General features: G+C 41.3%; 20 protein-coding genes. 8 read left to right on the forward strand and 12 right to left on the reverse strand.

Features of this window, described 5'->3' with window-relative positions; genetic code table 11:
• Positions 1-4: 4 nt before the first annotated feature.
• On the reverse strand, positions 5-1201 hold the full coding sequence (locus FTT99_RS02550; RefSeq protein ID WP_180129211.1) for a cupin-like domain-containing protein: 1197 nt from the start codon (positions 1199-1201) through the stop codon (positions 5-7).
• Positions 1202-1353: 152 nt separating this feature from the next.
• On the opposite strand from FTT99_RS02550, the gene FTT99_RS02555 reads away from it, so the two are divergent.
• Together FTT99_RS02555 and FTT99_RS02560 are read left to right on the forward strand one after the other, a co-directional pair.
• The gene (locus FTT99_RS02555) at positions 1354-1749 is read left to right on the forward strand and encodes a hypothetical protein (protein WP_180129210.1); all 396 of its coding nucleotides are present in this window, start codon (positions 1354-1356) and stop codon (positions 1747-1749) included.
• A gap of 70 nt (positions 1750-1819) precedes the next feature.
• Positions 1820-3433, forward strand: coding sequence for a PT dipeptide repeat lipoprotein (locus FTT99_RS02560; protein WP_180161208.1), 1614 nt, complete (start codon positions 1820-1822; stop codon positions 3431-3433).
• Positions 3434-3545: 112 nt separating this feature from the next.
• Here FTT99_RS02560 and FTT99_RS02565 read toward each other — a convergent pair whose 3' ends face one another.
• The 11 genes from FTT99_RS02565 to rplU form a co-directional block, all read right to left on the reverse strand.
• On the reverse strand, positions 3546-4046 hold the full coding sequence (locus tag FTT99_RS02565; RefSeq protein WP_218954481.1) for a hypothetical protein: 501 nt from the start codon (positions 4044-4046) through the stop codon (positions 3546-3548).
• Positions 4047-4214: 168 nt separating this feature from the next.
• Positions 4215-4694 carry a tRNA (cytidine(34)-2'-O)-methyltransferase gene (locus tag FTT99_RS02570; RefSeq protein ID WP_180129206.1) on the reverse strand — a complete coding sequence of 160 codons (480 nt, stop codon included), beginning with the start codon at positions 4692-4694 and terminating at the stop codon, positions 4215-4217.
• 38 nt (positions 4695-4732) lie between these two features.
• The gene (locus tag FTT99_RS02575) at positions 4733-5437 is read right to left on the reverse strand and encodes a hypothetical protein (protein WP_180023216.1); all 705 of its coding nucleotides are present in this window, start codon (positions 5435-5437) and stop codon (positions 4733-4735) included.
• Positions 5438-5440: 3 nt separating this feature from the next.
• Positions 5441-6835, reverse strand: coding sequence for a siroheme synthase CysG (gene cysG, locus FTT99_RS02580; protein WP_180161210.1), 1395 nt, complete (start codon positions 6833-6835; stop codon positions 5441-5443).
• A gap of 73 nt (positions 6836-6908) precedes the next feature.
• Positions 6909-8180 carry a serine--tRNA ligase gene (serS, locus tag FTT99_RS02585; protein ID WP_180007573.1) on the reverse strand — a complete coding sequence of 424 codons (1272 nt, stop codon included), beginning with the start codon at positions 8178-8180 and terminating at the stop codon, positions 6909-6911.
• 117 nt (positions 8181-8297) lie between these two features.
• Positions 8298-9089 (reverse strand): RsiV family protein, encoded by a 792-nt coding sequence (locus FTT99_RS02590; protein WP_180083732.1) that lies wholly within the window; start codon positions 9087-9089, stop codon positions 8298-8300.
• A gap of 160 nt (positions 9090-9249) precedes the next feature.
• Positions 9250-9945, reverse strand: coding sequence for an outer membrane lipoprotein chaperone LolA (gene lolA, locus FTT99_RS02595; protein ID WP_111885313.1), 696 nt, complete (start codon positions 9943-9945; stop codon positions 9250-9252).
• A 232-nt stretch (positions 9946-10177) separates the two neighbouring features.
• Positions 10178-10720, reverse strand: coding sequence for a YadA-like family protein (locus FTT99_RS02600; protein ID WP_180129203.1), 543 nt, complete (start codon positions 10718-10720; stop codon positions 10178-10180).
• A gap of 10 nt (positions 10721-10730) precedes the next feature.
• A complete protein-coding gene (locus FTT99_RS02605; protein WP_218954483.1) occupies positions 10731-11510 on the reverse strand; it encodes a hypothetical protein in 780 nt (259 codons plus the stop codon).
• A gap of 182 nt (positions 11511-11692) precedes the next feature.
• Entirely contained in the window at positions 11693-11947 is a 255-nt protein-coding gene (gene rpmA, locus FTT99_RS02610; RefSeq protein ID WP_067764378.1) for a 50S ribosomal protein L27, read from the reverse strand.
• Positions 11948-11966: 19 nt separating this feature from the next.
• Entirely contained in the window at positions 11967-12278 is a 312-nt protein-coding gene (gene rplU / locus FTT99_RS02615; RefSeq protein ID WP_078191390.1) for a 50S ribosomal protein L21, read from the reverse strand.
• A gap of 459 nt (positions 12279-12737) precedes the next feature.
• Here rplU and sdsA point away from each other — a divergent pair, with 459 nt between their 5' ends.
• From sdsA to adeK, 6 genes are all read left to right on the forward strand, one after another.
• Positions 12738-13715 (forward strand): All-trans-nonaprenyl-diphosphate synthase, encoded by a 978-nt coding sequence (gene sdsA, locus FTT99_RS02620; RefSeq protein WP_180129200.1) that lies wholly within the window; start codon positions 12738-12740, stop codon positions 13713-13715.
• A 31-nt stretch (positions 13716-13746) separates the two neighbouring features.
• Positions 13747-15798: a site-specific recombinase gene (locus FTT99_RS02625; RefSeq protein WP_180129199.1), complete on the forward strand. Its 2052-nt coding sequence runs from the start codon at positions 13747-13749 to the stop codon at positions 15796-15798.
• A 152-nt stretch (positions 15799-15950) separates the two neighbouring features.
• Positions 15951-16547 carry a phosphatase PAP2 family protein gene (locus FTT99_RS02630; RefSeq protein ID WP_180129197.1) on the forward strand — a complete coding sequence of 199 codons (597 nt, stop codon included), beginning with the start codon at positions 15951-15953 and terminating at the stop codon, positions 16545-16547.
• A gap of 42 nt (positions 16548-16589) precedes the next feature.
• Complete coding sequence (locus FTT99_RS02635) at positions 16590-17855, forward strand: efflux RND transporter periplasmic adaptor subunit (RefSeq protein ID WP_180129196.1); 1266 nt, start codon at positions 16590-16592, stop codon at positions 17853-17855.
• A gap of 12 nt (positions 17856-17867) precedes the next feature.
• Positions 17868-21047 (forward strand): efflux RND transporter permease subunit, encoded by a 3180-nt coding sequence (locus FTT99_RS02640; RefSeq protein ID WP_111885287.1) that lies wholly within the window; start codon positions 17868-17870, stop codon positions 21045-21047.
• The gene (gene adeK / locus FTT99_RS02645) at positions 21047-22501 is read left to right on the forward strand and encodes a multidrug efflux RND transporter AdeIJK outer membrane channel subunit AdeK (RefSeq protein ID WP_180129241.1); all 1455 of its coding nucleotides are present in this window, start codon (positions 21047-21049) and stop codon (positions 22499-22501) included. Before FTT99_RS02640 ends, adeK begins: the two co-directional genes overlap by 1 nt.

The raw sequence follows: 22501 nt of genomic DNA on the forward strand, positions 1-22501 counted from the left end.
ATTTTCATCTGATGAGATCTTGAGGATATTCAGTAAAAAAATGATTATTTACATTAAAATGCGTAAATGAAACACTGATCGATATATCTAAACTTTCAACACTATGCCACCAGCCAATTGGGATAAATAAGGTTTCTCCAGGTTGCAAAATGCACTCAAATGGCGTCACTTTTTCTAACAATGGATAGTCTGCTAGATCAGCCTTTGCGACGTCTGAAACCTGACTGAATACCCAATGATCGTTATACATATACGGCATTTGCCATGCAGGAATCAAAGTCACTTTTTTACGTCCATAGATTTGTGCCAACATATTATTGGTTAAGTCATAATGCAGTGGTGTAAATGTGCCTGCAGGGCCAAACCATAAAAAATGTCGATTTTTGATCTCTTTTTGACAATAAGCTTTGGCGAAGTCACCTAGATCTTCACTAATCTTTTGCATGAATTGCTTATTTTGAGCGGCGTTATTCGCAGTTAAATAAATGTCATTGCTGTGCTTAGTGGCTTTAATTTGTGCGACAAAATCTTGCATCAAAATAATACGTTTCAATTGTACCGATTTTTTTTCAAAATCTTGATGCTGCTCACGATGCATCTGGACTTCAACCAACTCATTTTCAAAATGCTGTGCAAAATAATCAGGACTCCATTTATGCAGTGCAGGCCAATGTTGTATCCCACCTTTTAAAATGACCGGTCGCATCTGGCTATAATACCGCTCTATAAATGTTTCAAAATCAGGTGTTTCTATGCAATCGATTGTGGATGGAATGTGGTCGTTCAATTGATTCAATTGACCCATCACCTGTAATAGCCAACGCTGTTTATTCTGCTGTTGCTGTACTTGCTTCAGTTTTTTAAAAATTACGTTATTGTTTACACGCTTTAGAAACTGAATGATCAAATGATTTGAAATATTTTTTTGCTTAATTTTTTCTAAAATTTCATCTGTCTCTAAGCCCTCAAGACTGTATTCCAAAAGTTCATTTTGCAGCTGTTCTGAAAGTTGGTCTGCATCAGAAAATAAGTATTGATCCACCCGTGGACTTAATCCATGCAATTGTAAAATCTCACTTATTTTCTGTACATCGCAACCATTTTCAATATTTTCATTCAACCAATTTTGCCATTCTGTCGGTAAGGACTTATACCAATTTTTACTTTGCTTTAGATGTTCACTCTGGCTTTCTACATTCATTTTCACCACTCCACCCTCTTTACAAGTGAAGTATAAATGATCTATTTTAAAAATGCTAAATTTTCGCATTTTATAATTATTTAAACACCGCGAATGTTATGAATCCGTCAGATATAAAGCGGAATGACATAACAAAGTAAAGGAGAAAGTTCATGAAAATTCGTCATTTAGTCATCGTTAGCAGTCTGTCTTTAGCTTCAATATCAGTATATGCAGGTTTTGCCGATACCATGCGTGATTTAAGAAATACACTGAATCAATTTAATGAAACATCCAAAGAAGTATCGAATACCGCAAAAGAATGGACAGGTAGTCGGGCCACGACGAACTCAAATTATGCTGCAAATGGTTTCAGCATGGGACAGCAACTCAGACCTAAAATTAACAATCTACCGCTTTATCAAACTGCCGATAAATCGAGCCAAGTCATTAATAAACTGTCAAAAAATGCAGATATTATTTTTGCGGGAAACATGACTAAAACAGGTTTGATCGAAGTCACTACAGAACATGGCAATGGCTGGATTGAATCACACCTTGTTCAATAAATCTTGATTTTAAATGTTTATACAACCGCATCAGCCGTACATAACAACTTTACTCTATTGAGCACTAGTCATGAATAATAATCACAAAATCAGCATTATCGCTGCTGTATTTACGACATTGGTGGGCTGTGGTGGATCAAGCTCCAATGATGGTGGCGCGACACCTACACCTACACCTACACCTACACCTACACCTACACCTACACCTACACCAACGCCAACGCCAACGCCAACGCCAACGCCAACGCCAACGCCAACGCCAACGCCAACGCCAACGCCAACGCCAACAACTGTAGCGGATAAATTCACAGGAGAATGGATTCAAGGGAATTCTGCCCTCGGTAACAATAATTGCGATTTACCACAAATTTCAATTCATAAAACCAGTGAAAACTCAGTCAGTGCAGTGAACGAAGAACTAAAATATGCGGTACACAATAGTTCAAGTAAAACTTGCAGCGGTGAATTTGTTTCCAAACGCTATCAATTACTTCATGACATGGTCATGAGTGAAATACAGCCGGCTGCAACACTAAATAACTTTGAATATCATTCGATTAAGTTTCAACCAGTCAGAGGTGACGCGACGAGCAACCGTGTCTTAACTTTTTTAAATAATAATTCTTTCTGCGTGATTAACGCGACGATTTCAAATCCAAGCTATATCATCATGCAACGAGGTCTAATTACCGACCCACTCAAGGACAGCCGCTGCTATACAAAAAATTCCAATGAATTCTTCACCAATTTAAAACCGAAAACCAAAATCACAACTGCAGATTTTAAGTCTGAGAGCTTTATTAATACGACCGACACAGTAAACTTCTTGGCTCAGCTCAATACAATGGGACAAAGCGGTTATAAGTTAATTGGCTATGATACTAAAACCCTGGACAATGGTAATGTTAATAGCTACATGAAACTTGCCAATGAAAATACGCGTTTCAATCATATTGTTGCAGACCGTACAGCACCCTCTATCGCTGACATATATTTTACATGGCGTAATCAGTTAAATGAAAAAGGTAAATCAGGCTATCAATACCTGCATAGCGTCAGACCAACCAATGCCCTGAATTTCAAAGATTATTTCATTAAAAAAGAAAACGATACCGCGACATATACTTACGACAGCGGCTATGTTTCCCCGCTCGTAGACCCAGTGCAACTGGAAACTATGCTCAATACACTGGGTGCCCAAGGCTGCCGTATTATTCAATTCAAAAGCTATTACACAGGTTTTCGTCCTGAAGTTCTGAACGGCAAACAAAATAGTCCTAAAGTTGCAACCTGTATAAATAGCAGCGCACACCATGGCACTTACAGCTATCGCTTTAAAACTTACCCAACCGGCAGCAATAGTGTAGAGCGCAGCTTAAAATTACAGGAGATGATCGATGAGCAAGCAAAAGACGGTTACCGCTTAGTCAGCCGTGCTTTAGATATGAGTTCAACCACCAAAAACGGCATGCTGTTTATGAAAGATAGTGAAAACACTAATGTCGGTGAGTTTAAAGTCTTTAGTGAAACTGTCTTTGCAACGTCGACATTTAACGACGTCTTACTGAAACGTCTTCAGCAGCAAGGTCAATTGGGTTGGTTATACACCAGTGGTCAACTGCTATTTGCAAATAATCCAAAACATCTACAAACAGAACTGAGTGACTTTAATTTAATTGATTAATTTACGAGGTAATTTGAGCTTTTAAAAGTCCTTGAACTTTTCCATATCCTTGATGTCTCGGCATCAAGGACATTAATTATTGAGATGAATCAAAAGGGTTTCAGCAAACCACTTATTTTAATCGGCAATTAAAACCCATCTTGGTGTCAACGATATTATTTTCATAACCTAAGCTTTGAATAAATTGGTTGCGGTCTGATATTTGTTTTTGATCCGCTTGACTCAATCTTGCTTTATTTTTTTGTGCCAACCCATAGGTTTCATTCACTAAACCCTGATAGATCCCGCAAACTTCCTGACGCTTGGACTTTTTCAATTGACGACCACCATACCATGAACGTTCAAAATCGTCGGCTTTTAGTGTTTTTCCCCATTCCTCAATACGCTGATTTTGTCTTTGCTGCATTTCCAGCATGCCCTGCTGGATTTCAGCCTTAGTAAAAGGCTTGATCACATCAACCTTCGGTACAACTGGAACATTTTCTGTAGTTGCAGTGACGGTCACTGATGTCTGTTCTGTTGTGTTCGATACGGTTGGATTAGCCCAACTCATTGATGAAATGAATCCGGTCGCAATCATGACACCAAAAGCTTTTAAATTTATAGATTTCAAGTTTTAAGTACCCGTTTTATTTCTTCACAGTGTTCTTATACACATTTTTATATTGATGCTGAAGTTTTTAAGCCCTTATTTTACAAAACTTCATTGCTGTAAACGGTTCACTGTGTTCACTCCCAATAAAAAACCGCTCGATAGAGCGGCTTTTTGAACAGATCACACTTAGACCAATTCTTTAAAGTCTTGCTGACGCCAAGCTTCATATAAAATCACAGCAGTAGCATTGGACAAGTTTAAACTGCGTGAATTTGGTGCCATCGGCAGGCGAATCCAATGTTCTTTCGGGAACATCATACGGACATCTTCCGGCAAACCACGTGTTTCTGGCCCCATCAACAGCGCCACAGGACGATTTAAATTAGAGGTATGCGGTGTTTCAAAACCTTTAGTAGTTAATGGATAAATGGCATCCATCTCAATACCTTGCACTTTTAAGCCCGCAAGGCATTCTTCAAAGTTTTCCCATACTTTCATGTGTGCCCATTCATGATAATCCAAACCGGCACGGCGGAGTTTTTTATCATCTAGTTCAAAGCCTAATGGCTTGACCAAATGCAACTGCGCTCCAGTATTGGCACATAAACGAATGATATTCCCTGTATTTGCAGGAATTTCTGGCTCGTATAAAACAACATGTATCACGTATTTTCTCTATATTAAATTGTTTGATAAATACATATTTACCAAGATTTGACCAACTTCACTTTTGCAATCCCCCATGGGACTGCTTCAAGTCCTGACGATTCATCATTTAGAAAATCTTCAATCTCAGACTGTCTTGAAGAATCATCAAATAAATTATTGTAATTAAGTTCTAAATTGAATTTCTCACAAAGCCTATCTGCAAGATGCTGACAATGAAAACTGTGAAAATCTCCACAAGGTTCTATGCCAATATAGTCATAGCCTAAAAGTAATTCATTTGTATCTTCAGGTTCAACAATTACCTTCTTCAAACATGCATAAAGGCCGACCTCTCCTATATTAGGAAAAGTAGGTTTATAAATTTCTAGAATATCCTGTCTATATTCTTCATCAATATACATTGATAATAAGTGAACATTTTGACAATGCTCAAAGAATTTATGCTTATATTCTAAAGCAGTTTCAATATCGTAAAAGAGGCTGATCCAACCAACCTGATCTTGCAAACTATGTTGATCAGCCCACTTCCGCAAGTTACTCAATTGCAAATTAGACAAATTAAACTGGCTTTGTACATCTTCTATTTTAAAATGAGCATTTTTAACGCATGAATAAGACCAATCGCTAATCAAATGATCATTAATGCAAGAACTGCAAGTACGAATAAATTGATTAGCCCTGTTCAATAATGCATGCTGTTTAAGCTGCAACAAATAATAGCCAGCAAAATAATAGGCCATCCATCAATCCAACCATTGAAGTTGTTCACGCAGACTCACCACATCACCAATAATCGTCAATGTAGGCGCCTGAATTTGGTATTCACTGACTTTAGATGCAATATCTGCCAATGTCCCAACCACGACTTTTTGCTCTGGGGTTGTGCCTTTCGATACCAATGCAACTGGCATATCCGGACGCTGCCCATGCGCGATGAGTTTCTCACAAATTTTTTCTAGACCGACCAAGCCCATATACAGCACGAGCGTTTGATTTTGATAAACCAACTCATTCCAAGGTAGCTCCGGTGAACCTTCTTTGAGATGTCCTGTCAAGAAGCGTACACTTTGCGCATAATCACGATGCGTTAAAGGAATCCCTGCATAAGCCGAACATCCAGAGGCAGCAGTAATTCCCGGAACGACTTGGAAGGCAACGCCTGCCGCAAAGAGTTCCTGAATTTCTTCACCGCCGCGGCCAAAGATGAACGGATCTCCGCCTTTTAAGCGGCAAACGCGTTTTCCTTCACTTGCATATTTTACCAGTAAGGCATTAATGCCTTCTTGCGGAACAGCATGATTGGATCGTGCCTTACCTACGTAGATTTTCTCTGCATCACGGCGGCAGAGGTCCATAATCGGCTGAGAGACCAAACGGTCATAGATCACCACATCCGCTTGCTGCATTAAACGCAGGGCTTTTAAGGTCAGCAGTTCAGGATCACCCGGCCCCGCCCCAACCAAATACACCTCACCTTTCGGCTGTTTCCATTCCAATAATGCCTGTTCAATCAAACGATTGGCTTCAGTCAAATTGTCATTGAATACCTGCTCTTTGAGCGGGCTTGCATACAAGTCTTCCCAAAAAATACGGCGTTCATCTGGATTGACGATTTTGGCTTTAACGGCTGCGCGCCATTGGCCTGAGAACTCAGCCAGTTTGCCCATGCCATGCGGAATCGAGCTTTCTAACTGGGTGCGTATTTGGCGCGAGAGTACTGGCGATGTGCCATTAGATGCAACGGAGATGACCAGTGGAGAACGGTCAATGATCGCAGGAACCATAAAACGGCAATGCGGCGGATCATCGACACTATTAACCAAGACATTTTCAGCTTCGCAGGTTTCAAAAACCGCCTGATTGACCGCTTTGTCATTGGTTGCTGCAATCACTAAACGAAACTGACGCAGCGCAATGGCATTTTCTCGATAAACCGATTCGTGATAAATCGAGTTGAGATATTGACCTTGGGTTTGATTAACCAAGGTCAATAAATCATCTTCAATTTCGGGTGAGCAAACTGTCAGCTGAGCGCCCGCTTTTGCAAGCAGCACAGCCTTTCGATATGCAATTCGACCACCACCAACAATCAGACAAGGTTGCTGCTGCAACTTCAAAGAGATTGGAAAGATATCCACACACGACCTCAATAGTTTAAATCTGATTGTCTTAAGCAATTTTTGTGCACAAATGTATGCACTTTATCGACTATTAATCGATAAATTCAGCACCGCCCATATATGGACGAAGTACTGCTGGAATTTCAATTGAACCGTCTGCACGTTGATAGTTTTCCATCACGGCAAGTAAAGTACGACCAACTGCCAAACCTGAACCATTCAGCGTGTGTACAAACTCAGTTTTCTTTTGGTCAGCACGGTAACGCGCTTTCATACGGCGTGCTTGGAAGTCACCCATGCATGAGCAAGATGAAATTTCACGGTAGGTATTTTGACTTGGCACCCAAACTTCTAAATCATAAGTTTTGATTGCACCAAAGCCCATGTCTCCGCCACACAGAACGACTTTACGGTATGGTAAGCCTAATGCTTGAAGAATACCTTCGGCATGACCCGTTAATTCTTCCAACGCATCCATCGAAGTTTCAGGTTTTACAATCTGAACCATTTCTACTTTGTCAAATTGGTGTTGACGGATCAAACCACGTGTATCACGGCCATACGAACCCGCTTCACTACGGAAACATGGCGTATGCGCTGCATATTTTAATGGCAAACGTTCTGGGTCAATGATTTCATCACGCACGAAGTTAGTTACAGGAACTTCTGCAGTCGGGATCAGGTAGTATTCTTTTTCGCCTTGAAGTTTGAATAAATCCTCTTCAAATTTAGGCAATTGGCCTGTACCACGTAAAGAATCTGCATTAACTAAATAAGGTACATACGCTTCTGTATAGCCATTTTCCAAGGTATGTGTATTTAACATAAATTGGGTAATTGCACGCTGTAAACGCGCCAATGGGCCTTTGAGTACGCTAAAACGAGTACCTGTCAATTTGGTTGCGGTTTCAAATTCTAAACCGCCCATCATTTCACCCAAGTCAGTATGGTCTTTGATCTCAAAATCAAACTGACGTGGTGTACCCCATTTTAAAACTTCAACATTGTCGTTTTCGTCTTTACCTTCTGGCACAGACTCATGAGGTAAATTCGGAATCGATAAAGATTTGGCTTCAAGTTCAGCCTGAAGCTCAGAAAGTGCAACTTCTGCGGCTTTAATTTCATCACCAATAGCAGACATACGTGCCATGATTTCAGATGCATCACCGCCAGCTTTTTTAATTTGACCAACTTGTTTTGCACCAGCATTACGTTCAGCTTGTAACGACTCAGTTTTAGACTGAATTTCCTTACGGCGCGCTTCAAGGTCTGCCCACTCTGCTACGTTAAGTTGAACACCACGTTTTGCTAAGGCTAAGTTTACAGCCTCAATATTATTTCTGAGTAATTTCGGGTCGATCATAGCCAATCTTAAGTAAAGAAAAAAACTGGCTATAGTGTAAGCTCTTAACACTCAAAAATACAGTGACCGAGCTTACAGCTGCCCCTTATTAGACCAATAATCTTGCTTCAAATTGTCTTATTTGGTGTCGTAATTTGGCAAACTTGGTAAATATTCAGGTTTAAATAGTCCTTTAGCCGTAAAATATGGAAGTTTTAGCTCAGGCATGCCCTCTGCATAACTCGCCAATTCATACAGTGGATAAGCAAATACAATCCCGTTCGCACCATAATAAAAATTATCGCTTAACTGAAGTTTTGAACGTTCAATATCATGACTATCTAACCACATATAGTTGGCATCAAAAAGTGCGCTAATCACTTTCGTATCTGCACCTTTGACCAATACATCTTGTAAAGCCAAACGTTTTTTGGCTTTTAAATCAAAATTGACATATTCAACATGGGACATACCATGAGCCGCATGCGCTGCGTAGGTATAGCTTTCGATTGCAAAAGTTGCGATATGTCCCCACTGACTAATATATCGAACAGAAGTGGTACTTTGACTTAGGCCTGCATCCGTCTTGTCTGATAAATCGATTTTTTGATTCGGCTCAGTTGAAAATGCAATCGGGTCTGCTTTTTTAATCCGATCAGTAAAATATTGATTAATCCAATCAACATTGGTTTCAACCGTTTGAATCGTATATTGGGTGCAGCCTTCCGCATCGCAAGCCTGTGCTTTTGGTAATTGCATCGCAACTGATTTAGATTGAATAAGTGGAATCGCATCAGCGACGACTGCTGGCTTCTGTTCCGTCGTTGCACCTTCAACAGGTTCATTTCGAGGATGGCAGGCCGTTAATGACCCGACTAAAACCACAGCTGAAACAGCCCAAGCTATATTATTCATATGATTTTTTTTCATCCCAAAATTCCCTATAGCAACAGTCAAAACCACAAGTCACTTCATTTAAGCAACCTGCGAATATCAGCATACTACTAAATTTCACTTAAATTCAGCTTGCTTACTTTACATTTCTCCATAAAAAAAGCAGACGGATGTCTGCTTTTTTCGATTATGAGAATTATTGATCAATAATGTCCGTACCTTTTGGAGGTACAAAATTAAAGGTTGATGCTGGAATAGACGCATTCACCTTCACATTATTGAAACGTACATGCGTTGTTTGACCTAATGAGTCTTGGAGAATCATTAAAGTCGGCGCATTTTTCGCACCAAAACTAATAGTTAAGCTTTGAAACACACCATCATCACTTTTTGGATATAAAGTGTAGTAAGTTTTGGTCTTATTCGGCTGTGTAATACGATAAGACTTCATGATTTGAGCCGTATTACCTGACAATAATAATGCAGGCGTATTCGCAACTTGGTCATCTAAGCTTTGGCGTACTGCTTGTTGTAGATCTGGGTCATAGATCCAAACTGTTTTACCTGTGGTCGCAATAGTTTGCTTAGATGGGCTGGTTGTTTCCCAATAGAATTTACCCGGACGCTGAACTTTCATAACCCCAGTAAAAGTTTGGTTCATATGCTGCGCACTTAAACCTTTCTTTTGAGTTGCTTTCGGGTTAGTCACTTTTGTAGTTTGCTGAAAGTTAGCAGTAAAACTTTTAATACCCGATAATTGTTTCACCAAATTGGCAGTTGCCTGCTGCTCCGACGCTGCAACTGGTGCCGCGAATACTGTCGTACTCATAACCGGTGCCAGTGTCGCTGCACCTAATGCCATAGCACAGATGGTTTTACGAAGCATTTTCATAGATTCACCTTTTATATTTGCATCAACGCAATTTGTTAGATGGCTCCATCTTAAACCACTTTCATTGACTAAATTTAGAGAAAATAAGAAGTTTTGTATGGTTATTAATGCAAATTGCTGTTTTTTATTCATCATGATGGAGAAATATAAAATAAAAAGGCACTTGATTTGATTCAAATGCCTTTCAAATAGTTAAACAACGATTTAGCAATTTTAATAATCCAATATTGAGTTATTTCCATTGCCAACCGAGCGATGCACCAGCGCCAAAGTCACCTTCAGAGTTCCCTGTTGCAGCCAATTTATACACATATTTATTGCTCTCAGTTACTCCACTAAAACCTACTGCATAGCCTTGTGAACCTTCCCAAGTCCCCATACCTACACTGAACATATTATATCCAGCATCTGTGGGTTGAGGTAAGGAGGCGATTGCAATACTTGAAGCAACAGCGCCGTAAACATTATCTTTAAATTTATTGAAATTATGGTTCAATTCATTCATACGTTGGTAGGTATAACTATTGGCTTGATTGAGTACATTTGCCCCATGCTGATCTGTATATGCTTTTGAACTATTTAACACTTCTAGATCTGCTTGACGCATTTGTTTCACGTTTACCGCATCGGTGTCTGCCGTACCAGCTGCCACATGGATAATTTGCCGCTCTGCACCAGCCGAGCCAACGGAAACCGTATTATTGCAGTCAGAGCTTGAACCATTGCCAAGTACAACAGCATTATTTGCAGAGGTGTTGATATTGTTACCAACCATATAGGTATTATTACCTGTGACTGTTTGAACCTACAGCACCAGATCCATCACCACTGACTGTATTGTTTACACCGAGGGCAATAGACTGATTACTATCAGCTTTATTACCTGCACCGACTGCAATCGCATCTTGTCCATTCGCAGTTGGTTTAGGTGCTGTATTGGCAACGTTTGATTGGATTTTAATGTACGGATCTATTCCTTTTAAGCTTAACAACCATTCAACTTCAGTACAGACAAATCCATTTTTTATCGCAAGTTCATATGCAATGAAACCATTTTCACCAGTTAGTCCTTGTGCGCCAACTGCACCACGTAGACTTTCTAACCATTGGTCTTCATTGCCTTCATAACCATTGCTCACCGCAACTTGATAAGCACTTGCACCATCTAGACCATTGCTGCCATTCAGACCGTTCAACCCATCCTTACCATCGATGCCGTCTCGGCCATTGAGTCCATCTTTACCAGTAGCACCTGTTGCTCCGGTATCACCTTTTTCACCAGCAGGACCTTGAGGACCCATTGGCCCTGCTGGACCAGGAATACCACTATTGCAACGATTACAAGTATGCCCATGATGTGATGAACCACTCCCACCGGCCCATGCAATTGAACCTAGAGAAAGTAAAATACTCACAGCAAGTAATTTTGGTACAGCTTTAATAGCGATTGAAGTTATTTCACCAAGTCCTAGTGTCTTTTCAAATGCAATTTGTTGGCTTTTATCAGGACAATTCCTTTTCTGATAGTCAGCATTGATAAAAACTGTATTCAATATTTTATTCATGTCCCTATCCTTTTTTTGTATTTGTACTCCTCTATTACGCTCTTTAATTTTTGTGATTTAAATCACTATTTATAGTGAATTTATTGATATATACAACGTTTGTAACAATCTAAAAAAATACATCACATTTTCTTCAGACGAAAAAAAACCCGCAAAAAATGCGGGTTTTTTTCTATTCAAGCTTACGCTTCAACAGATACGTAGCGACGACCGAATTGGCCTTTCACTTCGAATTTTACAACGCCGTCAGCAGTTGCAAATAAAGTATGGTCACGGCCCATACCTACATTTACACCAGCGTGGAATTCAGTACCACGTTGACGAACGATGATGTTACCAGCAGTCACAGATTGACCGCCGTAGATTTTAACACCCAACATTTTTGGGTTCGAGTCACGACCGTTTTTAGTCGAACCACCGGCTTTTTTAGTTGCCATGTCTACTTACTCCTCGTAATTAGCCTGAAATAGCTGTAATTTTCAACTCAGTGAACCATTGACGGTGACCTTGTTGTTTACGATAGTGTTTACGACGACGCATTTTGATGATGCGGATTTTGTCGTGACGACCATGGCTAACTACTTCAGCAGTTACTTTAGCGCCAGCTACTACTGGTGCACCAATTTGAATGCTGTCACCGTTAACAAGCATCAACACGTCATCAAAAGTAACAGTTGAGCCAGTTTCAGCTTTCAATAATTCTACTTTAAGGGTTTCACCCTCAACTACACGGTGTTGTTTACCACCGCTTTGGATTACTGCGTACATTTAAGTACTCCAAACATGCCCGTGTTGTCGTGCCGGTAAAGGGATATACCGATCTTAAAACGATCGTCACTGGGGTTTCGCAAAGGCAAAGATTTTAAGGGATAACCCGAAAAACAACAAGTCATTTCCGTAAAATATTAGATGAGTATGCGTTTATTATATAAACAGTGTCATTAAAAGTATTAAAATGAGTGATCTATTTCACTTATCATGCTTTTGGCAAGGTTTGACATAGATTTTTAGCAACAATTCGCTAATATACACTGGACTGACATCAACAACATGCTGTTCAAACAACATGCTAAAGATAAAAGTCTGTTAAAAAATAAGTACAATACTTCCGCTTGATGAAAAAAATCACTTAAGATTAAGTCAATTGAGTAAGTTCTTATCTGTTATTCATATAACAAATTGCTACACTACGTCTGTAATTCAAAAATTATTGAGGTTTCTCTTCATATGACCATCGACTTTAAGCAAGATATTCTCGCGCCTGTTGCTACTGACTTTGCTGCGATGGACAAATTTATTAATGAAGGGATCACGTCTAAAGTTGCCTTGGTCATGGCTGTCAGTAAACATGTGGTTGAAGCAGGCGGTAAACGCATGCGTCCCATTATGTGCTTACTTGCAGCAAAGGCATGTGGCGCAGAAGATTTAGAAAAACACCGTAAACTTGCAGCAATTATTGAAATGCTACATACCGCAACCTTGGTTCATGACGACGTAGTCGATGAATCGGGATTACGCCGTGGTCGCCCAACCGCAAATGCGACATGGAATAATCAAACTGCCGTACTAGTGGGTGATTTTTTGATTTCTCGCGCTTTTGATTTATTGGTGGATCTAGACAGCAAAGTATTACTCAAAGACTTTTCAACGGGTACCTGTGAAATTGCTGAAGGTGAAGTTTTACAACTTCAATCACAGCACCAACCTGAAACTACTGAACAAACCTATTTAGATATTATTCACGGTAAAACTTCGCGTTTATTTGAGCTCGCTACCGAAGGTGCAGCGATTCTGACTGGTACACCAGAGTACCGTGAACCGCTTAGAAAATTTGCCGGACACTTTGGAAATGCCTTTCAAATTATTGACGATATTTTAGATTACACCTCAGATTCTGAAACATTAGGTAAAAATATTGGCGATGATTTGATGGAAGGTAAACCAACTTTACCTTTAATCTCTGCCTTAAAGAATACCACTGGCGAAGAACATGACATTATTCGCCGCAGTATTGCCACAGGTGGTACGGCAGATTTAGAGCGTGTTATTCAGATTGTACAAAGCTCTGGGGCACTTGATTATTGTAGCCAACGAGCGACTGAAGAAACTGAGGCAGCACTAGCCGCTTTAGCAGCGCTACCAGATACTGAATATCGTCAAGCTTTAATCAACCTCGCAAACTTGGCATTACACCGAATTCAATAATTAACAATATTCCTCGTAATTCCCATTGCCTATGCATATAAAACTGAATGATATCTTTTTGACCATGCAGCAACAGCTCGATACCCCTCGGGCTGTGCTGGATGAAAACTTGCTGATCGAATTGGTCAACCGAATTCGACCAGAAGATACAAAAAATACTGACGAAATTAAGAAAAAATTTCAGGCTTTCATCCAAGCTTTACTCATCACGCCAGATGCAGCCTCTACCTTGCAAAGTTTTGTCCTAAAACTCATTAGCCGATATAAACAAACCAGTTTATATGCGGACACAGGTATTTTGTCTCTCGATGGTTTTTGGGGACAACTGTTCCAACGGCTTGGCGCACATTTTCTTCCTCTGATCAATGACGAAACTCAATTACAAGATTTAGTCCGTCGAGTTTTTTATCGTCATAGCGACAAATATTGGCTGGACAATATTGATGATCAGCAATGGATGCAGCTCTTTCGATTGTTTAACCAAGGCCATAGCAATCAGGAAGAAAAAAAGAAAATTCGCCGTGAGTTAATTAAAGCCATTACCGTTTTGTCCTATCGGGTAAGTGGTATTGGCTTATATCCTGAATTTATTAATGCACAGCCTGAACTGACCGAATATGAATCACCTTTTTTGGTGCAAAACCGTGAAATAAATGATTTTATTCAGCAGTATAAAAAGCTCCATCAAAGTGCTGAAGAAATGAGTGCTGTGCTACCGCCAGATGCTTCTCAAGCGTTGGTAATGCTGGAACAATGTCGTGATGTGGTGCTGAAGATTCGGCGTGCGACCAAACGAATTGGTGTAAGTGTCAGCCTGACTTACTTATTGTCGCTTTTAGAACAGTGTTTAGATCGCTTAGAAATCTTACTCAACCTGATTGTTGAAGAAGATGATGTCCGCTATGTGTCTATGGGTAGTTTACTCAGTGATGTGACGTCAGCGATTTATAGCGAGCGCAGTGTGCGCGATTTGCTCGCCACTAATAGTGAATTGGTTGCCCTACAAGTCACCGAAAACGCAAGTAAAACCGGCGAACACTATGTAAGTACGGACAAACAAGGCTTTATGAGCATGTACCGATCTGCGGCAGGTGCCGGTATGATCATTGCATGTATGGCAACTTTAAAAGTGCTGATGGCCCGTGTCAGCATGGCACCGCTCATGCAAGCCATTTCATATAGTCTGAACTACTCTTTCGGCTTTATGCTGATTCATGTCTTACATTTTACTGTTGCCACTAAACAGCCTGCGATGACAGCTGCCGCCCTTGCCTCGACGGTTCAGCATCGTAAAGGCTCGAAAATGGCGCAGATTGCCGAACTTGCCGCGCTAATTATTAACATCATTCGAACCCAGTTTATTGCAATCTTAGGCAACATCAGTATTGCGATTCCGGTCGCGGCATTGATCGCCTTAAGTTGGGACATGGCTTTACATGAGCCATTAATGAATCATGCAAAAGCAGCTAAAACCTTACACGACCTCAATCCATTTACCTCACTGGCTGTGCCACATGCTGCGATTGCTGGGGTATGTTTGTTTTTATCAGGTTTGCTTGCTGGATACTTTGACAACATGGCGATCTATCGCAAAGTTGGACCACGGATTCAAGCACATCCAAAGTTAAAACGCATCATGGGTCAAGAGAGACTGGATAAGCTTGCCGCTTACATTGAGCGAAACTTAGGTGCTTTGGCAGGTAACTTCTTATTCGGGATCATGCTCGGCAGTATGGGAACGATTGGATTTATTTTTGGTTTACCTTTAGATATTCGCCATATCGCCTTCGCCTCGGCCAACTTCATTCAAGGCCTCATCAATATTAATGGTTCACCAGACATTGGCTTAATCATTGTGTCATTCTTAGGGGTTATTCTGATCGGTCTGACTAACTTATTCGTCAGTTTCACGTTAACCATTATTGTGGCACTACGGGCACGTCGCGTAAGATTTGAACAATGGAAACCACTGGCTAAACTGGTGATGACTCATTTTCTAACGCGACCAAGTGATTTTTTCTGGCCACCGAAAACCCCACTTGAAGTTGAAGATGGCACACAAGCCAGCAAGAACAATCATTAGCAGATTTGTGTTTTATTTTAGTAAGATGTAAATGAACACAAAAAATAAAATCAGTATGATTTACACAGACTTGAAATAAAGTGTACTGATGAGTACACTTTAGTCCATTAATTAACCGAGCTCAAACCGGTTAAAATGACAAGGAATAAAATATGCCACGAACGCTACTGTTTGTTGGTTTTTTTGCATTAATTATCAGTGTGTTGTCGCTTTATTCTAGCTATTTAAATCTATTAGATTTAAATATCGTGGAATGGATGAGTCAGCACCGTATTGCTGTTTTTAATCAAATTGCCATCGGACTTTCGGCGCTAGGCGGCATGCCTTTTGTATTATTTTTCACCACGCTATGGTGTTTACACTTTGCGTGGTATAAAAAATATACAGAGATTGTTTTTATCAGTATAGGGATCTTTGGAAGTATCGGCCTTGCATGGTTGCTTAAATTTACGTTTACCAGACCGCGTCCCCCAGAAATGTACCATCTTGTAGCGTCTTACGGGAGTTCATTCCCAAGCGCACACAGTTGTTATGCTGCATCGCTTGCGTGTCTGATGATCTTGATTTACCGACAACATGCTCAACATCGCTTGATCACCATTTTGGCATTGTTATGGATGCTGTGTATGGGTGTTTCGCGAGTATATGTTGGGGTTCATTTTCCGACAGATGTCTTATCCGGTTGGAGCATAAGTTTTATTTGGATCGCGCTACTTTATTTGAGTTACATCAAAATCAGTAAAGCGTAAACAAATGAATAATTTAGATAAATATCTAATTGAGGTGGAACAATGATGTCTGCAAAGCTTTGGGCTCCTGCCCTGACTGCTTGCGCATTGGCAACAAGTATTGCACTTGTTGGTTGTAGCAAAGATCCTAAAGATGCACAGCAAGCTGCTGCTGCACAGCAAATGCCACCAACTGAAGTCGGTGTCATTGTTGCCCAACCGCAAAGCGTTGAACAATCTGTTGAACTTTCCGGCCGTACATCTGCCTATGAAATTTCAGAAGTACGTCCACAAACCAGTGGTGTAGTACTGAAACGTCTATTTGCAGAAGGCAGTTATGTTCGCGAAGGACAAGCCTTGTACGAGATAGACTCGCGTACAAACCGTGCTTCAGCTGACAGTGCTCGTGCTGCTTTAAGACGTCAACAAGCAAATTTAGGCGTGTTACGTGTTAAAGAAGGTCGCTACCGTCAGCTTGTTGGCTCAAATGCGATTTCAAAACAAGAATACGACGATATTGTTGCTCAAGTTAAACTGGCTGAAGCAGACGTTGCTGCATCTCAGGCAGAACTTAAAAATGCTGAAATTAACTTAGGTTATTCAACTGTACGTGCACCAATTTCAGGTCAAACAAACCGTTCAACTGTGACTGCTGGTGCATTAGTTACTGCATCTCAAGCTGATCCATTGGTAACAATTCAACGTCTTGATCCAATGTACGTTGACATTAACCAATCAAGTGCTGAACTTCTTCGTCTACGCCAACAGTTAAGCAAAGGCAACTTAGACAGCAGTAATAACACCAAAGTGAAATTACGTCTTGAAGATGGTAGCGAATACCCAATTGAAGGTCGTCTTGCATTTTCTGATGCAAGTGTGAACCCTGATACAGGTACGGTTACGCTTCGCGCTGTGTTCTCTAACCCGAACCATTTATTGCTTCCGGGTATGTTTGCCAATGCTCGCATTGTTCAAGGTGTGATTCCAAACGCTTACCTGATTCCACAAGCTGCTATTACACGTACTCCTACAGGTCAAGCAATGGCAATGATTGTGAATGCAAAAGGTGCTGTTGAATCTCGTCCTGTAACAACAGTCGGTACTCAAGGTGCAAACTGGATCGTGACTCAAGGCTTAAACACTGGCGATAAAGTGATTGTTGACGGTATTGCGAAAGTTAAGCCAGAGCAACAAGTTGTAGCCAAACCGTATCAACCTCAGGCTGCTGCACCTCAAGGTGCGCAACAACCTGCTGCAGCAAAGCCAAACGCTAAAGCCGCAGAACAAGCAGCGCCTAAAACTGAACAAAAAGCTACTTCAAACGCATAGGGAGTAGACTGAATGGCTCAATTCTTTATTCATCGCCCCATTTTTGCATGGGTGATTGCATTGGTGATTATGTTGGCGGGTGTACTCACGCTATCAAATATGCCAATTGCACAGTATCCGACCATTGCGCCGCCAACGGTTTCAATCTCTGCGACTTACCCTGGTGCATCTGCAGAAACAGTTGAAAACACCGTAACCCAAATCATTGAACAACAAATGAATGGTTTGGATGGCTTACGTTATATTTCGTCAAACAGTGCGGGTAACGGTCAGGCATCTATTACATTGAACTTTGAACAAGGGATCGATCCAGATATCGCCCAAGTTCAAGTCCAAAACAAACTCCAGTCTGCGACAGCGCTATTACCTGAAGATGTACAGCGTCAAGGTGTAAAAGTCACCAAATCTGGCGCAAGCTTCCTACAAGTTGTAGCATTCCACTCACCGTCGGGTAAGTTGACTGCGGACGACATTAAGGACTATGTAAACTCGAATATTTCTGAACCTCTCAGCCGTGTGGCAGGTGTAGGTGAAGTCCAAGTATTCGGTGGTTCTTATGCGATGCGTATTTGGCTAGATCCAGCCAAAATGGCAAACCTGAAAGTTACACCGAGTGATGTGGCTGCGGCTATCCGTACACAGAATGCTCAGGTTGCTGTTGGTCAGTTAGGTGGTGCGCCTGCAACTGAAGGTCAAGTACTGAACGCGACAGTTACAGCACAAAGTTTGTTGCAAACACCAGAGCAGTTTAAAAACATTTTCCTGCGTAACAGTAGTGATGGTGCTCAGGTACGTTTAGGTGATGTTGCACGTGTTGAATTAGGTGCTGACAACTATCAGTTCGACTCTAAGTTCAACAACAAACCTGCTGGTGGTGTAGCGATCAAACTAGCAACTGGTGCAAACGCATTAGATACAGCCGAAGCTGTTGAAGCACGTTTAAAAGAACTACGTCCAAACTACCCTGAAGGTTTAGAAGACACGCTTGCATTTGATACGACTCCATTCATTAAGTTATCGATTGAAAGTGTTGTACATACCCTTGTAGAAGCCGTGATTCTCGTATTCTTTGTGATGTTCTTGTTCTTACAGAACTGGCGCGCAACGATTATTCCGACATTGGCTGTACCTGTAGTGGTATTGGGTACTTTTGCTGTCATTAACATGTTTGGTTTCTCGATCAACACACTCACCATGTTCGCGATGGTACTGGCGATTGGTCTCCTCGTGGATGATGCTATTGTTGTCGTAGAGAACGTTGAACGTGTCATGGTTGAAGATCATCTTGACCCAGTGACTGCAACTGAAATCTCAATGAAACAGATCTCGGGTGCCTTAATCGGTATTACCTCTGTGTTAACCGCTGTATTCGTGCCGATGGCATTCTTCGGTGGTACGACAGGTGTAATTTATCGTCAGTTCTCAATCACGCTGGTAACAGCAATGATTCTGTCATTGATTGTAGCATTGACCTTTACCCCTGCCCTATGTGCGACCATGTTGAAACAACATGATCCAAACAAACCAGAAAGCAACAATATCTTTGCCCGTTTCTTCCGTTGGTTTAACAGCTCTTTTGATAAAGTTGCGCATAAATACCAAGGCGGCGTGAACTTCATGACACACCACAAGATTTTCTCTGGTGTGATTTATGCAGTTGTAATCGGCTTATTAGTGCTTTTATTCCAAAAATTACCATCATCATTCTTACCTGAAGAAGACCAAGGTGTTGTAATGACACTGGTACAGTTACCACCGAATGCCTCACTTGAGCGTACGGATAAAACTGTCACTGCAATGACCGATTACTTCCTGAAAAACGAAGAAAAATATGTCGATTCTGTATTCAGTGTTGCCGGTTTCTCGTTCACAGGTGTAGGTCAAAACGCAGGTCTTGCATTCATCAAGTTAAAAGATTGGGAAGACCGTACATCACCTGAATCTCAAGTGGGTGCGATTATTCAACGTGGTATGGCATTGAACATGATCGTGAAGGATGCTTCATACATCATGCCAATCCAATTACCAGCAATGCCTGAATTGGGTGTAACTGCCGGCTTCAACTTGCAGTTAAAAGCTTCTGCAGGTCAAACTCATCAACAACTTATCGATGCCCGTAATATGGTGCTCGGTATGGCTGCTCAAGATAAACGCCTCATGGGTGTTCGTCCTAATGGTCAAGAAGATACACCACAGTACAAAATCACGATTGACCAAGCTCAAGCTGGTGCAATGGGTGTGAGTATTTCTGAGATTAACACCACAATGGGTATGGCATGGGGTGGTTCTTACATCAATGACTTCGTTGACCGTGGTCGTGTGAAGAAAGTCTATGTACAAGGTGAAGCTGCGGCACGTATGATGCCTGAAGACCTGAGCCAGTGGTATGTCCGTAACAACCAAGGCACAATGGTTCCATTCTCGACCTTCGCTACTGGCGAATGGACTTATGGTTCACCACGTCTTGAACGTTATAACGGTATCGCATCTGTGAACATTCAAGGTTCACCGGGTGTGGGTGTAAGTTCGGGCGACGCGATGAAAGCGATGGAAGAAATTGTACAAAAACTTCCTTCGATGGGCGTTCAAGGCTTTGACTATGAATGGACTGGTTTATCTCTAGAAGAACGTGAGTCTGGCGCACAAGCACCATTCCTATACGCACTTTCATTGTTAATCGTCTTTCTATGTCTTGCTGCCTTGTATGAAAGCTGGTCTATTCCGTTCTCAGTATTACTGGTTGTACCATTGGGTGTATTGGGTGCGTTATTACTGACTTTCCTTGGAATGGTGTTCTTCAAAAATCCAAACTTGGCGAATAACATTTACTTCCAGGTGGCTATTATTGCCGTCATTGGTTTGTCTGCGAAGAATGCGATCTTGATCGTAGAATTCGCCAAAGAACTTCAAGAAAAAGGTGAAGATCTGTTTGACGCAACATTGCATGCCGCTAAAATGCGTCTACGTCCAATTATCATGACCACTTTAGCCTTTGGTTTTGGTGTACTTCCGCTTGCCCTTTCTTCGGGTGCAGGTGCAGGTAGTCAGCACTCCGTAGGTTATGGTGTATTGGGTGGCGTAATCAGTTCTACCCTACTTGGTATCTTCTTTATTCCTGTGTTCTATGTATGGATCCGAAGTATCTTTAAGTACAAACCAAAACAACAAAATAATCAGGAGCATTTATCGTGATGCAAAATGTATGGTCTATTGCAGGTCGTAGCATTGCGGTTTCTTCACTTGCGCTTGCTTTGGCTGCCTGCCAAAGCATGCGTGGTCCAGAGCCGGTTGTTCAGACCAATATCCCCGAAAGCTACACAGCAAGTGCTTCTGGTACTTCTGTTGCTGAACAAGGATATAAAGATTTCTTTGCTGACCAACGTCTGGTACAAGTTCTTGACTTAGCTTTAGCCAATAACCGTGACCTACGTACGGCTGCTTTAAATATTGAACGTGCACAGCAACAGTATCAAATCACTGCCAATGGTCAATTACCAACCATTGGTGCAAGTGGTAGTGTACTTCGTCAAGACACGTTGAATACACAAAAGCCTATCACCTCTTATAATGTCGGTTTAGGTGTCACTGCCTATGAACTTGATTTTTGGGGTCGTGTACGTAGCTTAAAAGACAATGCTTTGGACAGTTACCTTGCAACTGCAAGTGCCCGTGATGCAACACAAATTGCGTTGATCGGTCAAGTGGCTCAAGCATGGTTAAACTACGCGTATGCCAATTCGAACTTGAAGCTTGCGGATCAAACCTTAAAAGCTCAGCTTGAATCTTACAACCTCAACAAAAAGCGTTTTGATGTCGGTATTGACAGTGAAGTTCCTGTTCGTCAGGCTCAAATTTCTGTAGAAACTGCACGTAATGATGTTGCAAACTACAAGACTCAAATTGCTCAAGCGCAAAACTTATTGAACCTATTAGTGGGTCAACAAGTACCTGCGAACTTGCTGCCGAACCAACGTGTCAATCGAATTACTTCGACCAATACCATTGGTTCAGGTATTCCAAGTGACTTGTTGAACAACCGTCCAGATGTCCGTGCAGCTGAATATAAACTGTCTGCTGCCGGTGCGAACATTGGTGCAGCTAAAGCACGTCTGTTCCCTACGATTAGCCTGACAGGTTCTGCGGGTTATGCTTCAACGGACTTAGGTGATCTATTTAAATCAGGCAACTTTGTATGGTCTGCTGGCCCTAGCCTAGATATTCCAATCTTCGACTGGGGTACACGTCAGGCAAATATTAAAGTTTCTGAAACTGACCAGAAAATTGCATTGTCTGATTATGAAAAATCAGTTCAGTCAGCTTTCCGTGAAGTGAATGATGCGCTTGCAGTTCGCCAAAACATTGGTGACCGTATTGCAGCACAGCGCCGTTTAGTTGATGCAACCAATACAACGTACAAACTATCAAATGCCCGCTTCCGTGCTGGTATTGATAGCTACTTAACTGTACTTGATGCGCAGCGTGCATCTTATGCAGCTGAGCAAGGTTTGTTGTTGCTTGAACAAGCAAATCTCAACAACCAAGTTGAATTGTATAAAACACTTGGTGGTGGTATCAAAGCCAACTCTTCTGATGCTGTACAATACCAGCCTTCTACTGCTGAACGTAAAGCGGCATCAAAACAATAA

It is taken from the genome of Acinetobacter sp. YH12040 (genome assembly GCF_013420005.1).
In the GTDB taxonomy this organism is placed as follows: domain Bacteria; phylum Pseudomonadota; class Gammaproteobacteria; order Pseudomonadales; family Moraxellaceae; genus Acinetobacter; species Acinetobacter amyesii.

Bases quoted from the DNA above. Each gene is read 5' to 3' on its own strand.
- sdsA (WP_180129200.1), top strand. From the start codon at position 12,738: ATGACCATCGACTTTAAGCAAGATATTCTCGCGCCTGTTGCTACTGAC.
- FTT99_RS02625 (WP_180129199.1), top strand. From the start codon at position 13,747: ATGCATATAAAACTGAATGATATCTTTTTGACCATGCAGCAACAGCTC.
- FTT99_RS02555 (WP_180129210.1), top strand. From the start codon at position 1,354: ATGAAAATTCGTCATTTAGTCATCGTTAGCAGTCTGTCTTTAGCTTCA.
- rpmA (WP_067764378.1), bottom strand. From the start codon at position 11,947: ATGGCAACTAAAAAAGCCGGTGGTTCGACTAAAAACGGTCGTGACTCG.
- FTT99_RS02590 (WP_180083732.1), bottom strand. From the start codon at position 9,089: ATGAAAAAAAATCATATGAATAATATAGCTTGGGCTGTTTCAGCTGTG.
- FTT99_RS02605 (WP_218954483.1), bottom strand. From the start codon at position 11,510: ATGAATAAAATATTGAATACAGTTTTTATCAATGCTGACTATCAGAAA.
- adeK (WP_180129241.1), top strand. From the start codon at position 21,047: ATGCAAAATGTATGGTCTATTGCAGGTCGTAGCATTGCGGTTTCTTCA.
- FTT99_RS02575 (WP_180023216.1), bottom strand. From the start codon at position 5,437: ATGGCCTATTATTTTGCTGGCTATTATTTGTTGCAGCTTAAACAGCAT.
- FTT99_RS02630 (WP_180129197.1), top strand. From the start codon at position 15,951: ATGCCACGAACGCTACTGTTTGTTGGTTTTTTTGCATTAATTATCAGT.
- FTT99_RS02635 (WP_180129196.1), top strand. From the start codon at position 16,590: ATGATGTCTGCAAAGCTTTGGGCTCCTGCCCTGACTGCTTGCGCATTG.
- FTT99_RS02600 (WP_180129203.1), bottom strand. From the start codon at position 10,720: ATGGTTGGTAACAATATCAACACCTCTGCAAATAATGCTGTTGTACTT.
- FTT99_RS02640 (WP_111885287.1), top strand. From the start codon at position 17,868: ATGGCTCAATTCTTTATTCATCGCCCCATTTTTGCATGGGTGATTGCA.
- serS (WP_180007573.1), bottom strand. From the start codon at position 8,180: ATGATCGACCCGAAATTACTCAGAAATAATATTGAGGCTGTAAACTTA.
- lolA (WP_111885313.1), bottom strand. From the start codon at position 9,945: ATGAAAATGCTTCGTAAAACCATCTGTGCTATGGCATTAGGTGCAGCG.
- FTT99_RS02550 (WP_180129211.1), bottom strand. From the start codon at position 1,201: ATGAATGTAGAAAGCCAGAGTGAACATCTAAAGCAAAGTAAAAATTGG.
- rplU (WP_078191390.1), bottom strand. From the start codon at position 12,278: ATGTACGCAGTAATCCAAAGCGGTGGTAAACAACACCGTGTAGTTGAG.
- FTT99_RS02560 (WP_180161208.1), top strand. From the start codon at position 1,820: ATGAATAATAATCACAAAATCAGCATTATCGCTGCTGTATTTACGACA.